Source organism: Pseudoclavibacter sp. AY1F1 (assembly GCF_002931075.1).
Classification (GTDB): domain Bacteria; phylum Actinomycetota; class Actinomycetes; order Actinomycetales; family Microbacteriaceae; genus Pseudoclavibacter.
Genome location: NZ_PSTQ01000001.1, coordinates 784,539 through 799,741, shown reverse-complemented (window position 1 = coordinate 799,741; position 15,203 = coordinate 784,539). Strand labels below are relative to the sequence as shown.

Here is a 15,203-nt window from a genome sequence, read left to right as displayed (position 1 = left end):
GTTGACGGAGCCCGTGGGGGCGGGTGCCTACAGGCGTCCGTCGGTCCATTCAGCAGATTACGACCGCTGTGTTACTTCTGTGTTTCGCAGGTGACCCCCGACGCCTGAGCAGGACGGGGTCGGAGTGGTCAGCTCTTCGGTGCGCTGGTCACTTCTTCTTTCTCATCAGGGGATTCTTCGCTGTCCAACGAGTTAGGCAAGGCTTCGGAAGTTTCCTCGTCGTGACCCTCGTGTTGCGCGGAGGTTTCCTCAGCGTCATCGAGGTCGACAGCGTCAGCGTCGTCTTCCGCTGCCTTCAGCGCTTCCGATTCAGGGTCCCTGCCAGGCAGGTAGATGCTGCTGCTCAACTGAGAGGCGGGCAGTCGAGACACGTAGACGAACAGCGCGATGCCGACGATCACGAGGCACAGCGCCCCGAACACGTTCGAGCGCATGCCCAAGATGACCTCGGAGTAGTCGACGCGAATCGATTCGATCCAGATGCGCCCAGTGCCGTACCAGATGAGGTACGACGCGAGGGTCTTGCCGGTGCGCCAGCGGAACATCCGCTCGAGGAGCACGATGAGCGCGATGCCGACGAGGTTCCAGAGCATCTCGTAGAGGAAAGTCGGGTGGAAGAGCGTTCCCTCCGGCAGACCGATGGGGAACGCAGGGTTGCTCGACTCGATCTGCAGACCCCACGGCAGGTCGGTTGGCCAGCCGTACAGCTCGTGATTGAAGTAGTTACCGAGGCGCCCGACCGCCTGAGCGAGCAGCAGGCCGGGGACGAGCGCGTCCGAGAAGGCGAGCATCCTGATGCCGGTCATGCGGCTCGCGATGAGAATACCGATCGCCCCGCCGATGAGGGAGCCGATGATGGCGTTGCCGCCCTCCCAGATGAAGAAGATGCGCCAGAAGTTCGCGCCCTCGAAGAAGTAATCGGCGGGGTGCGTGAACACGTGGTACAGGCGAGCGCCGAGAAGCCCGAGCAGCACGGCCCAGATCGCGAAATCGACCGTGATCCACTTCTCACCGCCACGCGCCGTCAGGCGGCGGTCGGTCCACAGTACAGCGAGGACCATGCCCGCCACGATGAACAGCGCATAGAGGTGCACCGTGAGCGGGCCGATCTCGAAGCTCGACCACTCGAGGGGCGGGCTGGGGATTCCGGTCAGTGGCGTCATGCCTGTTCCTTCGAAGTCGTGGCGTCGAGCGCCGTGCCGCGTGCAAGCTGCGCCGCGGTCTCCGCGACCGCTTCGACGCCGCCCGATGCGAGGGCTTTGACGAGGGCAGAGCCGACGATGGCGCCCTCGGCGTAGTCCAGCACTTCACGCACCTGCTCTGCCGTCGAGATGCCGAGGCCGACACACGCCCTCATGCAGCCGTGAGCGTGCAGTCGATCAGCGAGCGTCCTCGCGGCCTGGTCGACGTCAGCCCGGGCCCCGGTGATGCCCATTGTGGAGACCGTGTACACGAACCCCCTGCTCGAGTTGATGACGAGGTCGAGTCGAGGGTCGCTCGAGGTGGGAGCCGCCAGGAACACGCGGTCCAGGTCGTGGTCCGTGGCCGCCGTGATCCACTCCGCCCCCTCGTCAGGCACGAGGTCAGGGGTGATGAGCCCGTTGCCGCCAGCAGCGGCCAGGTCGCGAGCGAACTCGTCGACGCCGTACTGCATGACCAGGTTCCAGTAAGTCATGACGACGATCGGGGCATCGACCTCCGCGCGGATCTGTCTGATCGCCTCGAAGACGTGCTCGGTGCGGAAGCCGCCCTCGAGCGCCTGCACGGCGGCGGCCTGGATGACGGGGCCGTCCATGACGGGGTCGGAGTACGGCATGCCGAGCTCCAGCACATCAGCTCCGGCCTTGATGACGGCGATCGCCGCGGCCACTGACGTCTCGAAGTCCGGGAACCCGACGGGCAGGTAGGCGACAAGAGCGCCCCTGCGGTCGCGGTTCGCGGCGTCGATGACGCTCTCGAGTGCGGATGGTGTTGAGGTCACTTGCTCTGTCCTTCTGCTGATTCGTGACCCTCGGTGCGATCCGGGTCGCCGAGCCTGAAGTACTCGGCAGCTGTCTCCATGTCCTTGTCTCCTCGGCCGGAGAGCGAGACCAGGATGGTTGCGTCCGGGCCGAGCTCCTTGCCGAGTTCCAGAGCACCTGCGAGCGCGTGGCTCGACTCGATGGCCGGGATGATGCCCTCGGTGCGCGCGAGGAGCCTAAACGCCTCCATGGCGGCCGCATCCGTGACAGGCAGGTACTGCGCGCGGCCGATCGCCGCCAGGTAGGCGTGCTCTGGCCCAACTCCCGGGTAGTCGAGACCAGCCGAGATCGAGTGCGACTCGATGGTCTGGCCGTCCGAGTCCTGCAGCAGCAGCGTTCGTGCACCGTGGAGGACTCCCGGGCGACCGGCACCGATCGTCGCCGCGTGCCGTGGTGTGTCGACCCCGTCGCCTGCAGCCTCGTATCCGTAGAGGGCGACGGACGAGTCGTCCAGGAAGGCGCTGAAGATGCCGATGGCGTTCGAGCCTCCGCCGACGCACGCGACCACGGCGTCAGGCAGCGAGCCGGTGAGGTCCAGCACCTGCTGGCGCGCCTCTTCGCCGATGATCGACTGCAGGTCGCGGACCAGGGCCGGGAAGGGATGCGGGCCAGCTGCGGTGCCGAAGAGGTAGTTGGTGGTGTCCACCGAAGCAACCCAGTCGCGCATGGCGTCGTTGATGGCGTCCTTGAGCGTCGCTGACCCCGACTCCACGGCAACGACCTCGGCGCCGAGCAGGCGCATCCGGGCGACGTTGAGCGCCTGGCGGGCCGTGTCGACGGCTCCCATGTAGATCGTGCAGTCGAGCCCGAAGAGCGCGGCCGCCGTCGCCGTGGCGACACCGTGCTGGCCTGCACCGGTCTCGGCGATGACCCTGGTCTTGCCGATCCGCTTCGTGAGTAGCGCCTGGCCGAGCACGTTGTTGATCTTGTGCGAGCCCGTGTGGTTGAGGTCCTCGCGCTTCAGGATGATACGAGCGCCACCGGCGTGCGCCGCGAAACGCGGGGCTTCTGTGATGATCGAGGGGCGCCCCGAGTAGTCGCGGTGCAGACGGGCGAGTTCAGCCCAGAACTCGTCGTCCGCTTTTGCCGCCTCCCAGGCGGTCGACAACTCGTCGAGAGCGGCCATGAGGCTCTCGGGAACGAACCTCCCGCCGAACTCGCCGTAGTAGGGGCCTGAGGCGTCGCGCAACGACGTCGTGCTTGGGGGCTGAATGCTCATGCGAGGTGGAAGGTCTCCAGGGTTGATTCGGGGTCACCGCCCGTGACGAGCGCCTCCCCGATGAGGACTGCGTCGGCACCGGCGTCGCGGTAGCGGCGAACGTGCGCTGGTTCGAGGACCGCCGATTCGGCGACTTTGACCACGTCGTTCGGGTAGAGGGGGGCGAGCTCTCCGAAGAGCTCGGGGTGGAGTTCGAACGTCGCGAGGTTACGGGCGTTGACGCCGAGGATTCGTGCTCCCGCGTCGAGGCCGCGAAGCAATTCGTCCTTCGAGTGCGCTTCGACGAGCGCCGTCATGCCGAGCTGCTCGGTGAACTCCGCGAGTCGTGCAAGCGTCGACTGGTCGAGGCCCGCCACGATGAGGAGCGCCAGGTCCGCGCCGCAGGCACGTGCCTCGAGCAGCTGGTACTCCTCGGCGATGAACTCCTTACGGAGCACAGGCACGGCAACCGTGTCGCGAACCGCACGAAGATCGTCAAGCGAGCCGAGGAACTTCCGCTGCTCGGTGAGTACGGAGATCGCGGCTGCTCCCCCGCGCTCGTAGGAGGCGGCGAGAACTGCCGGGTCTGGGATATCGGCGAGGCGCCCGCGGGACGGGCTCGCGCGCTTCACCTCGGCGATGATGTTGACGCGCTCCGAGCGCGCAAGGGCCGAGTAGGCGTCGAGCGCGGGAGCGACGTCCGAAATACGGGCCTCGAGTGCCCGTGCCGGTGTTCGTTCTCGACGCTCCGCGGCGTCCTCGAGAGCGCCGTGGTACAGCGACTCGAGCAAGCTAGTGCGCCTTCGGCCCGAAGCCGAGGCGTGCAAGCGCTGGCCAGGCGATGGCGCCGACGACGATCGCGACGACACCAACCCAGGTCACGATGTTCTGGTCGAACCAGATGCCGAGCGTGCCGACGGTGAAGCCGACGAGCATGATGAGGACTCCGGTCCAGGCGGCGACCGAGTGCCCGTGGCTCTCGTGCGGCTCCTGCAGCGGTGCTTCCTGAATCTCCTCGGCTTCGGCGATGCTCGTGGGTTCGTGGGACGTCTTCGCGGCCAGTTCAGTCATGAGGGTGCTCCTTGTCACGTGCGCTGGGGGTAAGTCTAGCTGGACCGCCGCGGGGAACCGGCGTCGGTCGGGTCGTCGCCGTGGCTCAGCGCGTCCCACTGCTCGACGCGCCGATCGCTGTCCGTCCCCGCGGCGGCCGGTGCCGCATCCGCTTCGCTGCCGCTTTCGGCCTCGGAGTCGACGGGCTCGAGCGAAGTCGTCTTGAAACGACGCCCGCCTGTCGGCCACCGGCGCGCCGTGACAATCGCGAGCACACCCGCGAACGCGAGAACGGCCCCGGCGACAACAGCCAGCCACGGCCAGAAAGTGACCGAGACGGTGCCAGCCGCAACCGCGTCCGCGATCGTCTGCTCACCGGCCAGACCGGATGCGGCGGTCGCCCCGGGAGCGATGGCCGGGACGGGGTTGGCAACAGCCAGGAAGGCCTGGAGCACGAGCACGGCGCCGACAAGCGCGAGGAGCGCGCCGAGGATGTAGCGGAACACGACCCCGGCCAGAGCGAGGGCGGCCAGGACGGCGAGGCCGGCGAGCGCAAGGGCCATGACCGCGGGCGCGGCGACGTCGCCGCGCACCTCGCCGCCGTAGAACTCGGCGCCGAGGGCGAGGTTGTAGGAGAACCAGACCTGCGACCAGGCGAGCATCGCCAACCCCACGCCGACGATGATCGTGAGCAGCGTCCCGCGCTTCCCGCGCTTGCCGGCGAGGTCAGGCGCGATCATGAGGCTGGAAGTCGAGTGCGTGCTCGTCGCCGTCGAAACACGTGCGTGTGCCCGTGTGGCACGCGGGGCCCTGTTGGTCGACGCGGATGAGGATCGTGTCGGCGTCGCAGTCGAGTGCGAAGCTCACGAGCCGCTGAGTGTTGCCGGAGGTGTCGCCCTTGCGCCACAGCTCGGACCGTGACCGCGACCAGTAGACAACCCGACCCTCGGTGAGCGTCATGCGGAGCGACTCAGCGTTCATGTACGCGAGCATGAGCACCTCTCGCGTGTCCCACTGCGTGACGATGACGGGAACGAGTCCGCGTTCGTCGAACGAGGTCCTGGCCACGATCTGATCGATGTCGCCCCGTGCCACAGGGAAGCGTGCTGCCCTCATCTGACGCTCCTCCTCACGGTGACGCCCGCCTCGGCGAGAGAATCCTTGACCTCGCCGATCGTGAACTGCCTGTGGTGGAAGACGCTCGCCGCGAGCACGGCGTCCGCGCCTGCCTCGACTGCGGGCGCAAAGTGCTCGAGCGCACCAGCGCCGCCCGAGGCGATGACGGGGACAGAAGCCAGCTCGCGCACGAGTCGTGTCAGCTCCAGGTCGAACCCAGCCTTCGTCCCATCGGCATCCATCGAGTTGACGAGGAGCTCTCCCGCACCGCGTTCAACGGCCTCGCTCGCCCAGGCCAGCGCGTCGATGCCGGTGTCGGTGCGGCCCCCGTGTGAGGTGACCACGAAGCCCGACTCCGTGGCGTCGGAACGCTTGACGTCGAGAGAGAGCACAAGCACCTGCTTCCCGAACGTCGAAGAAATCTCGTCGAGGAGCGCAGGACGGGCAATCGCCGCGGAGTTGACGCCGACCTTGTCGGCACCGCACGCGAGCAGGACTCGCACGTCTTCGACGCTGCGGACACCGCCGCCGACGGTCAGCGGGATGAAGACCTGCTCAGCGGTCCGGGTCACGAGGTCGTAGGTTGTCCCCCGTCCCTCCGTCGACGCCGTGACGTCGAGGAAGGTCAGCTCATCCGCACCCTGGGCGGCGTAGAGGGCTGCGAGCTCGACCGGGTCTCCCGCATCCTGCAGGTCAAGGAAATTGACGCCCTTGACGACGCGCCCCGCGGCGACGTCGAGACACGGGATGACGCGAGTCGCGAGGCCCGTGCCCCGCGTGGACGGCGAGTCGGTCACCGCCATCACATCCGGACGGCTTGCAGCGCCGTGACGATGATGGCCTTGGCGCCCGCATCCTGCAGGCGGTCCATGACCTGGTTGAGTTCGTTCTGCGGCACCATGGAGCGCACAGCAACCCACTGCGAATCCCGCAGAGGCGAGATCGTGGGCGACTGGAAGCCCGGCGTGATCGCGAGCGCGGCTTCGAGCTTCGAGGATTCGATGTCGTAATCCATGATGGCGTAGCGGCGAGCCACCAGGACCCCGTCGAGGCGTCCCAGGAGGCGCCTCGCGGCGTGCTCCTTCTCTGGCGTGGAGATGAGCACGGCCGTCGACTCGAGGATCACCGGTCCGAAGACCTCGAGGCCCGCCTTGCGCAGCGTCCCGCCAGTCGAGACGACGTCGGCGACCGCGTCCGCGACACCGAGGCGGATAGCCGACTCGACAGCGCCCTCGAGCGGCACGAGTTCCGCCTCGATGCCCGCGCGAGCGAACCAGGACCCGAGGAGCCCCGTGTAGCTGGTCGCGACACGCTTACCCTGCAGCTGACTCACGTCCGTGAACTCGCCGGCGGGACCCGCGAAGCGGAAGGTGGAGTCGCCGAAGTCCAGCGCGCGGACCTCCTTGGCCGCCGACTCGGTGTTCAGCAGGAAGTCGCGGCCGGTGATACCGGCATCGAGCACTCCGGAGCCGACGTACGTCGCGATGTCGCGGGGGCGCAGGTAGAAGAACTCGACGTCGTTGATGGGGTCGATGGCGACGAGCTCTCGGCTGTCGCCGCGGCCGCGGTATCCGGCCTCTTGCAGCATTTCGTTTGCCGTCTCGGCGAGCATGCCCTTGTTTGGCACGGCGATGCGAAGCATTGTGGGAACGTCCTTGGTTCTCGGAGTTGCGAATCGGGGGTGGATGCGCGGGGCCCGGTGGATGCACCGGCGCTGTCGCGCGAGCTGCTCTGCAGGGGCGACGGCCAGCTGGCTCGCCCCGCTGCCGTGGGTTGCCGTCTAGAGCTTGCGGTAGACGTCGTCGAGGGTGAGGCCCTTGGCGAGCATGAGGACTTGCAGATGGTAGAGCAGCTGCGAGATCTCCTCGGCTGTCTCCTCGTCGCTCTCGTACTCGGCGGCCATCCAGACCTCGGCGGCCTCCTCGACGATCTTCTTCCCGATCGTATGCACGCCGGCGTCGAACTCGCGGACCGTCCCGGAACCCTCTGGGCGGGAGCTGATTTTCTCGGAGAGTTCTGCGAACAGCGTGTCGAAGGATTTCACAGCCACAGCGTAGTCGCTTGGCGCCTAGTGCGCGTGCGAGGCACCCGTCGCGGCTGCGCGGAGGGCGGCGATCTGGTCCCCGGGGTCGCCCCGGAACACGGCAGACCCTGCGACGAACGTGTCGGCTCCGTGAGCCGCCGCGAGCTCGATCGTGTCGAGCGAGATGCCGCCGTCGACCTGCAGCCAGGTCTCGAGGCCGTGCGAGCGACGGAGGGCATCCGCCCTGGCGAGTTTCGGCATCATGTCCGCCATGAACGACTGGCCGCCGAAGCCGGGCTCGACGGTCATGATGAGCAGCTGGTCGAAGTGGGGCAGGATCTCTTCGACCGCGCTGAGCGGCGTCGCTGGGTTGATCGCGATGCCTGCTCGTGCGCCGCGCTCCTTGAGTTTCTTCGCGAGGGTCACGGGGCTTGTCACCGCCTCTGCGTGGAAGGTCACCGAGAAGACGCCCATCTCGGCGAACTGAGGCGCCCAGTGGTCCGGGTCCTCGATCATGAGATGGAGGTCGAGCGGGACGGGGCTGATCTCCTGAAGGCGCTCGACCATCGGCTGTCCGAACGTGAGGTTCGGGACGAAGTGGTTGTCCATGACGTCGACGTGCGCCGCGTCTGCGGACGCGATGCGACCGAGGTCCCTCTCGAAATTGGCGAAGTCTGCGGCCAGGATGCTGGGGTTGATGCGCGCGTTCACGGGGCGATCCTACGGGGTCGGTCGCCGCCGCTAGGCGGGATTCTCCGCTGGCGCGCGTCGGAGCAGCGCCAGGAACATCGCATCCGTCCCGTTTCGGTGCGGCCATAGCTGAACGAGCGTGCCGTCGCCAAGTGGCCGGCTGCCGAGCTCGAGGTCGCTCGCGCTGGAGGCACGGGTGGCGATCGCCGCGGCGTCGAGTACCTCGGCCCCGGAGAGTCGAACCGCTCGGCGCACGACCGCAACCGTCTCGGCTTGGTGCGGGGAGCAGGTGACGTACGCCACGATTCCGCCTGGCTTCACCGTGGCGAGCGCGGCCTCGAGCAGCTCCTCCTGCAGCGCGACGAGCTCGCCCACATCGCTACTCTGCTTGCGCCAGCGAGCCTCCGGCCGGCGACGCAGCGCGCCGAGCCCCGTGCAGGGTGCGTCGAGCAGCACACGATCGAACTCGCCTGGGTGAGATTCGGCGAACGAGCGGCCGTCCTCGTTCGTCACGGTGACGGGAGCAGCGAGCGGCGCGAGGGCCGTGCGCACGAGGCCAGCGCGCGCTGGGACGAGCTCGTTGGCGGTGAGCCTCGCCTCGAGTTCTGTGGCGCTGGCGGCGAGGAGTGCCGCCTTGCCGCCTGGGCCGGCGCACATATCGAGCCAGCGTTCACCCGGCAGCACCGGAGTTGCCTCGAGCAGCGCGAGCGTCACGAGCTGCGATCCTTCGTCCTGCACCCTGGCGCGTCCCGCCTTCACCTGCGGCACCCACGAGGGGTCGCCAGAGGCGAGGGTGAGACCCCGCGGCGAGACATGGCCGGGACCGAGCAGTTCGGGGTTGGCCTCGACGAGCTGGTCCGGTGTGTCGAAGCCAGGCAACGAGACGATGCTGACGGCCGGGGAATCGTTGTTGGCTGCGAGGGTTGCTGCCAGTTCGTCGGCGCGGTCCTCTGCGAAAAGGGCGTCGCGGAGGGCGCGCACGATCCAATCCGGATGCGAGTGGCGCACGGCGAGAGCCCGCTCGGCGGTCAAGCCTGACGTGACTTCGTCGAGCCAGTCGTCGAGTTCCGTGCGCGAGATCTTCCGGAGGATGGCGTTCACGAAGCCTGAGGCGCCGCGGGATGCGATGCGAGCAGCCTGCTCGACCGACTCGTTGACCGCAGCGTGGCTTGGCGTGCGCATGCTGAGCAGCTGGTGAGCTCCAAGACGAAGCACATCGAGGAGGGGCGGATCGATGTCGAGGACGTCCCGCCCCGAGGCCTTCGAGATGATGGCGTCGTACGTGCCGCGCCGACGCAGCGTGCCGTAGGTCAGCTCGGTCGCGAGACCGGCGTCGGACGGCGAGAGCCTCGCAGCGGAGATGCGGTGAGGGAGCAGCAAGTTGGCGTAGGCGTCGTCCTCGTCGACCGCCCTCAGTACTTCGAAGGCAACCTGCCGGGAGCGGGTCACCCCGCGGCCGGCCGGGGGCTGGTCCGGTCGTCGCTTGCCGTCGAACGGTCGGTTGCCGCGGCGCCCGCCTGCGCCTGCGGGACTCATGCCAGCACCAGCGTCTCGGCGTCGCGTCGGCCGCGGAGCCAGTCTCTCGCGGGCATCGGCTTCTTGCCGGCAGGTTGCACCGAGAGGAGCTCGAGTGGGCTGGTGCCCGTGCCGACGAAAACCCGCTTGCCGACTGCTCCGAGATGTCCAGGGGCGAGCGTCGGCACCTCGGCGTCTTCCGACGGGCGCGAGATGCTGAGAATCCGCAGGGGCTGTCCATCGACGAGCGACACCGCCCCGGGTTCCGGTGTGACTCCCCGGATGTGGGCGTCGACGACCTCGGAGGGCGCCGACCAGGTGACAGCTGAATCGTGCTTGCCCAGTTTGGGGGCGAACGTCGCCGTTCCCGCCTGGGGCACGGCGTTCAGCGTGTCCGCGCCGATCGCCTCGACCGTCGCCGTGAGGAACTCGGCGCCCTCCACCGCGAGACGTTCGAGGAGATCGCCAGACGTCTCGTCCGCACCGACCGGGGATGTGCGCGCGGCGAAGATGGGGCCCTCGTCGAGCCCGGCGGTGAGCTGGAAGATCGTCATGCCCGTCTCGGAGTCGCCGCGCATGACGGCGCGCTGCGCTGGGGCGGCGCCGCGGAGCTCGGGAAGGAGCGAGAAGTGCAGGTTGACCCATCCGCGGGTCGGTGCCGCGAGCGTCGCCTCGTCGATGAGGGCGCCGTAGGCCACGATCACGCCGAGCTCGGCGTCGAGGTTCGAGAGCTCGTTCGTCACCTCTTCCGACATGCGGTTGCTCTTGATCACGCGAAGCCCGAGTTCCTCGCCGCGGGCAGCGACCGGGGAGGGGGTGAGGACCCGAGAGCGTCCCACCTTGGCATCATCGCGGGTCAGCACAGCCACGATCTCGTGGCCGTCGTCGACCAGTGCGTCGAGGCTGGGGACAGCGGTGATGGGAGTGCCGGCGAAGACGAGCCGCATAGCTGGTGCCTCTCGAGGTTGTTGCGAATGTGGTGCTGGGGCGCGGGTCAGAAGATTCCCGGCGGGTCAAATCGTACGCGCAGGGTCGAAGCGTGGCCGCCGCCACGACCCGCGACTCGCGGGCGCCTGCTCGTCGCAGCGCGAACGAGCTCGCTCTTCAGGGCCCTAGCGAGCGGTGCGCCGAGTGCAAAGCCGAACTTGAGCACTGCCCTGCTCCCGATGTCCTGAGGTGTTGGGCCGAGGATCTGCAGCGCGGCTCCCTGCTGCAGCTCCGGCGTGGCCTGCACCGTCGCGAGGGCGCCGCGGACTTCCTCGTCCGTGCCGGTGATTGTCGCCACGCGGACGGCGGGCGGGAAGTGCAGCTCCCTGCGCTCCGAGAGCTCCCGCGTCGCGAACTCGGGCTGCTGCCAGGTGCGCAGGGCGTGGGATGCCGGGGTCTCTCCCCCGACGATGACGACTTTCGCGCTCGGCCCGGCCAGCGCGGCTGCGTTGGACCAGCCGCGGAGCGCGTCGATCCCTGCGTCGAGGCGTTCCTGGGCCAGCGAGCGCTCCGTGTCGAGCAGCACGATGCCGGCGTAGCCGGACAGCGGGACCGGCTCCGCGCCCCGTGTCGCCACGACGAGGCAGGGGCGGTCGTCGATAGAGACCGTCTCAGAGGCGCCATCGGCGACGATCACTCGCGCGCCGGGGAAGGCGCGACCAAGTTCCTCCGCAGTGCGCTCGGCGCCGAGCGAAGTGTTGCGGAGTCGTTTGTCGCCGCATTCAGGGCACTGCCATTCGGGGTGCAGCGAATCACAGACCCGGCAGGATGGTGGTGCGGACGGGCGTGCGAACTCGAGCGCCCCGCCGCAGACGGTGCAGCGGGCGGGATGCCGGCACTTGGCGCAGCTGAGGCTCGGGATGTATCCGGCGCGAACGACCTGGAGCAGGACGGGCCCATGCTCGAGGGCGCGTCTGGCCTCCTGCCAGGCCAGGGCCGGGATGCGGGCGTGGGACGCTGGCGTCTCCTCGGCGAGCGCCTGGCTGCCGGAGATGATCTTGGGCGAGTCGGGGCGCGCCAGCGGAACGGGGGTGAGCCAGCGCATCCCGACCAGGCGTGCGACCTCGAGGCTCGGGGTCTGGGCCGCGAAGACGAGCGTGAGCGACTCCCGCTCGGCGCGGAGGAGCGCGACGTCTCGTGTGCTCGCGTACGGCGCGAGTTGCTCGGTGAAGCTCTCGTCTGCGTCGTCCCACACGAGTACGGCGCCGAGGTTGGACGCCGGGGCGTAGATGACGCTCCTCGTGCCGACGACGACGCCCGGTGTCTCGTCAAGGCAGGCGAGGAAGGCGCTGTAGCGATCCGCGGGCTTCGCGCGGGTGTCGAGTCTGCGGATGCGCGACGGGTCGAGGAAGCGGCCGAGCGAGCGCAGCGCGAGTTCGACGTCGCGGTAGTCCGGGACGGCGAGGATGACGGACTCGCCCGCCCGAACCCGTGCCGCCGCCGCCGCCGAGAGAGCCAGAAGCGAACGTGGCACGCCTGAGTCGACTCCGACGGGAGCATCGAGTGCCAACCGGGCGGCTCTTCCCCGGGCGAGCAGAGCGGCCGCTTCGGCTCCGTACATAGGGACGAGTGCAGCCTCCGGGTCCTCGAGTTCGCCAGTGCCCGTCGCCGCCGGCGGTGCTAGGCGCGTCTGCTCGGTATCGACTTCGGCATCGACCTCTTCGTCAACCTCGGTAGCGACTGCGACAGCGGCCGCTGCGGCGGCCTCGGCTCGAGCCTCAAGCCAGCGCTGCTCGACTCGGACGGACCTGGCCGGGATGGCGAGGCGCAGCACGTCAGCGGCGCAGCCGGCCTGTCTGTCGGCAACGGCGCGTGCGAGGCCGGCGATCTCAGGGGTGAGCACCCTGGCAGTCGAGACGAGCTCGGTGATGACGGCGAGCTTGCCGGCGTACTCGGCGGCGTGCTCGACGGCCACGACAAACCCCTGCAGCTGGCGGTTGGACGTGCGCAGCGGCACGGTAACCCGCATGCCGACGCCGATGCGCTCGCGCAGCTCGACCGGGATCTCGTATTCGAGTTCTCTGTCGAGCTGCGGGAGCGGGGAAGCGACGACGACGCGCGCTACCCGCGGCAGGGGGTCGTTCACTGCTGGCTGGCCGATCAGAGGCCTGCCGCGCGGCGGAGCTCCTCAGCCCGGTCGGTGCGCTCCCAGGTGAAGTCGGGCAGTTCGCGCCCGAAGTGGCCGTACGTCGACGTCTGGGCGTAGATGGGGCGGCGGAGGTCGAGGTCCTCCACGAGGGCGCCGGGGCGGAGGTCGAAAGTCGAGCGGATCGCCGCGCTGATCTTGTCGTCCTCGATGTGGCCCGTGCCAAACGTCTCGACGTAGAGGCCGACGGGCTCGGCCTTGCCGATCGCGTAGGCGATCTGCACCTCGAGGCGGTCAGCGAGCCCGGCCGCGACCGCGTTCTTCGCGACCCAGCGCATCGCGTAGGCGGCCGAGCGGTCGACCTTTGACGGGTCCTTGCCGCTGAACGCTCCCCCACCGTGTCGTGCCATGCCGCCGTAAGTGTCGACGATGATCTTCCGACCGGTCAGGCCGGCGTCGGCGCGGGGACCCCCATCGATGAAGCTGCCGGAGGGGTTGACGAGGAACGTGGGATCGGCGTCGGCGAAGCCGTTGCGCTCGAGGACCGGGCGCACGACGTGATCGACGACGTCCTTGCGGATCTGCTCCTGCGTGAGGCCGGGGTCATGCTGCGTCGAGATCACCACGGTCTCGATGGACGTGGGGACGCTGCCCTCGTAGCCGACCGTGACCTGGGTCTTGCCGTCGGGACGCAGGTAGTCGACCTCGCCCGACTTGCGGACGGCAGCGAGCTGCTGGGCGAGCTGGTGCGCCAGGTGGATCGGCAGCGGCATGAGCGCCTCGGTCTCGCGGGTCGCATAGCCGAACATGATGCCCTGGTCTCCCGCGCCCTGCTTGGCGATCGCGTCCTCCGAGCTCTCGGACCGGTGCTCGAGGGAGGTCGTGACGCCCTCGCCGATCTCCGGAGACTGCTCACCGACGGAGATCGACACGCCGCAGGAGGAGCCGTCGAAGCCGACGTCGCTCGAGGTGTAGCCGATCTCGCTGATCGTGCGGCGCACGATGCCCGCGATGTCGGAGTAGGCGTTGGTGGTGACCTCGCCGGCGACGTGCACCTGGCCGGTTGTCACGAGAGTTTCAACGGCAACGCGCGCCGCCGGGTCCTGCGTCAGCAGGTCATCGAGGATGCGGTCGGAGATCTGGTCGCAGATCTTGTCGGGGTGACCCTCGGTGACCGACTCCGAAGTGAACAGGCGAAGAGAAGACAAGCGGGACCCCTTGCGGTGAATTGACGGCTGGCCGGTTTGGCGGCGCCGGTGCGACTAGACGATTGCGAGTAGATCCAGGATGACATCGGCCACCGACAACTTGTCGCCTGTGTGACGCGAGACAACGTCGCCGGACGCCGCGAGGACGAAGATCGAGTTGTCGTCCGACTGGAAGCCCAGGCTCCAGCCGACTCGGTTCACGACGAGGTAGTCGCAGCCCTTCCGCGCGATCTTCGCACGGCCGAGCTCGAGCAGCTTGGCGTCATCCGGTTCCGTCTCGGCGGCAAAGCCGATGATGACCTGATCGGCGCCCCTGGAGGAGGAGAGGTCCTGCAGGATGTCGGGATTGCGCGTGAAGGTGAGCGTGAGCTCCTCACCAGCCTGCTCCTTCTTGATCTTGCCCTCGGCCACGGTCACCGGGCGATAATCGGCCACTGCGGCGGCCATGATGACGACGTCGTGACGCGGGGCAATCTCGGCGCAGGCCTGCGCCAGCTGCTGTGCGCTCGAGACGGTGACGAGCTTGACGCCGTCCGGCGGACGCACCTCGGCGTTGGCGGCGACGAGTGTGACCTCCGCGCCTCGAGCGAGCGCACGCTCGGCGAGCGCGAACCCCTGTCGTCCGCTGGAGCGGTTCCCGATGAAGCGAACGGGGTCGAGCGGCTCGCGTGTGCCGCCGGCGGTGATCAGCACACGCCGACCCCTGAGATCGCTGGCGAGGTCTGCGTCCCGGCGTCGCCGGCGCTCGCCTCGTCCTGCGCTCAGAATGGTCGCGACGATCTCGGCTGGATCGGCGAGGCGGCCAGGGCCGGAATCGTTGCCCGTGAGCTGTCCCTCGGCTGGGCCGACCAAGACCACGCCGCGTGCATCGAGCCGGGCCGCGTTGGCCTGCGTCGCCTGGTTGAGCCACATCTCGGTGTGCATTGCTGGCGCGAGGATGAGCGGAGCCGTCGAGGCGAGGATGGTCGTGCCGAGCAGGTCGTCGGAGAGCCCGGCAGCGATCTTCGCCATGGAGTTGGCGGTTGCCGGTACAACAGCAATGACGTCGGCCTGCTGGCCGAGTGCAACGTGTCTGACCTCAGCGACGTCGTCGAAGACATCCGTGCGCACCGGGTTGCGAGAGATGGCCTCGAACGTCGGCCGCCCCACGAAGCGCAACGCGGATTCCGTGGGGACGACGTCGACGTGATGGCCGAGCAGAACAAGATCGCGGATGACCTGGACGGCCTTATACGCGGCGATCCCGCCCGTCACACCAACGACGACGCGCATCGGCTGCCCATCGGACGCGTCGGTCTCGTGGTCAGTC

The 15,203-nt window shown here is 68.5% G+C and carries 16 protein-coding genes; all 16 read right to left on the bottom strand.

Annotated features, from left to right (window positions below):
• Positions 1-128: 128 nt before the first annotated feature.
• The 16 genes from lgt to coaBC all read right to left on the bottom strand — a co-directional run bounded on the left by lgt (position 129) and on the right by coaBC (position 15,166).
• Positions 129-1,163 (bottom strand): prolipoprotein diacylglyceryl transferase, encoded by a 1,035-nt coding sequence (gene lgt, locus C5B85_RS03725; RefSeq protein ID WP_104284668.1) that lies wholly within the window; start codon positions 1,161-1,163, stop codon positions 129-131.
• A complete protein-coding gene (gene trpA / locus C5B85_RS03720) occupies positions 1,160-1,981 on the bottom strand; it encodes a tryptophan synthase subunit alpha (protein WP_104284667.1) in 822 nt (273 codons plus the stop codon). Before trpA ends, lgt begins: the two co-directional genes overlap by 4 nt.
• Positions 1,978-3,240, bottom strand: coding sequence for a tryptophan synthase subunit beta (gene trpB / locus C5B85_RS03715; protein WP_104284666.1), 1,263 nt, complete (start codon positions 3,238-3,240; stop codon positions 1,978-1,980). The genes trpA and trpB overlap by 4 nt, the downstream gene beginning before the upstream one ends.
• Positions 3,237-4,010, bottom strand: coding sequence for an indole-3-glycerol phosphate synthase TrpC (gene trpC / locus C5B85_RS03710; protein ID WP_104284665.1), 774 nt, complete (start codon positions 4,008-4,010; stop codon positions 3,237-3,239). Before trpC ends, trpB begins: the two co-directional genes overlap by 4 nt.
• 1 nt (position 4,011) lies before the next feature.
• Complete coding sequence (locus tag C5B85_RS03705; protein ID WP_258070561.1) at positions 4,012-4,290, bottom strand: HGxxPAAW family protein; 279 nt, start codon at positions 4,288-4,290, stop codon at positions 4,012-4,014.
• Between the two features lie 35 nt (positions 4,291-4,325).
• Positions 4,326-5,009 (bottom strand): Trp biosynthesis-associated membrane protein, encoded by a 684-nt coding sequence (locus tag C5B85_RS03700; RefSeq protein WP_104284664.1) that lies wholly within the window; start codon positions 5,007-5,009, stop codon positions 4,326-4,328.
• Positions 4,996-5,385, bottom strand: coding sequence for a phosphoribosyl-AMP cyclohydrolase (gene hisI / locus C5B85_RS03695; RefSeq protein ID WP_104284663.1), 390 nt, complete (start codon positions 5,383-5,385; stop codon positions 4,996-4,998). The genes C5B85_RS03700 and hisI overlap by 14 nt, the downstream gene beginning before the upstream one ends.
• A complete protein-coding gene (hisF, locus tag C5B85_RS03690) occupies positions 5,382-6,182 on the bottom strand; it encodes an imidazole glycerol phosphate synthase subunit HisF (protein WP_258070560.1) in 801 nt (266 codons plus the stop codon). Before hisF ends, hisI begins: the two co-directional genes overlap by 4 nt.
• A gap of 5 nt (positions 6,183-6,187) precedes the next feature.
• Positions 6,188-7,027: an ATP phosphoribosyltransferase gene (gene hisG, locus C5B85_RS03685; protein WP_104284661.1), complete on the bottom strand. Its 840-nt coding sequence runs from the start codon at positions 7,025-7,027 to the stop codon at positions 6,188-6,190.
• A 138-nt stretch (positions 7,028-7,165) separates the two neighbouring features.
• Positions 7,166-7,429, bottom strand: a complete 264-nt coding sequence (locus C5B85_RS03680; protein ID WP_104284660.1) for a phosphoribosyl-ATP diphosphatase — start codon at positions 7,427-7,429, stop codon at positions 7,166-7,168.
• 24 nt (positions 7,430-7,453) lie between these two features.
• Entirely contained in the window at positions 7,454-8,119 is a 666-nt protein-coding gene (gene rpe, locus C5B85_RS03675; protein WP_104284659.1) for a ribulose-phosphate 3-epimerase, read from the bottom strand.
• Between the two features lie 30 nt (positions 8,120-8,149).
• Positions 8,150-9,634, bottom strand: a complete 1,485-nt coding sequence (locus C5B85_RS03670; protein ID WP_104284658.1) for an RsmB/NOP family class I SAM-dependent RNA methyltransferase — start codon at positions 9,632-9,634, stop codon at positions 8,150-8,152.
• Positions 9,631-10,560 (bottom strand): methionyl-tRNA formyltransferase, encoded by a 930-nt coding sequence (gene fmt, locus C5B85_RS03665; RefSeq protein WP_104284657.1) that lies wholly within the window; start codon positions 10,558-10,560, stop codon positions 9,631-9,633. Before fmt ends, C5B85_RS03670 begins: the two co-directional genes overlap by 4 nt.
• 47 nt (positions 10,561-10,607) lie before the next feature.
• Positions 10,608-12,686: a hypothetical protein gene (locus C5B85_RS03660; protein ID WP_104284656.1), complete on the bottom strand. Its 2,079-nt coding sequence runs from the start codon at positions 12,684-12,686 to the stop codon at positions 10,608-10,610.
• 14 nt (positions 12,687-12,700) lie between these two features.
• On the bottom strand, positions 12,701-13,894 hold the full coding sequence (metK, locus tag C5B85_RS03655; protein WP_104284655.1) for a methionine adenosyltransferase: 1,194 nt from the start codon (positions 13,892-13,894) through the stop codon (positions 12,701-12,703).
• 54 nt (positions 13,895-13,948) lie between these two features.
• Complete coding sequence (gene coaBC, locus C5B85_RS03650; RefSeq protein WP_104284799.1) at positions 13,949-15,166, bottom strand: bifunctional phosphopantothenoylcysteine decarboxylase/phosphopantothenate--cysteine ligase CoaBC; 1,218 nt, start codon at positions 15,164-15,166, stop codon at positions 13,949-13,951.
• Positions 15,167-15,203 lie beyond the last annotated feature (37 nt).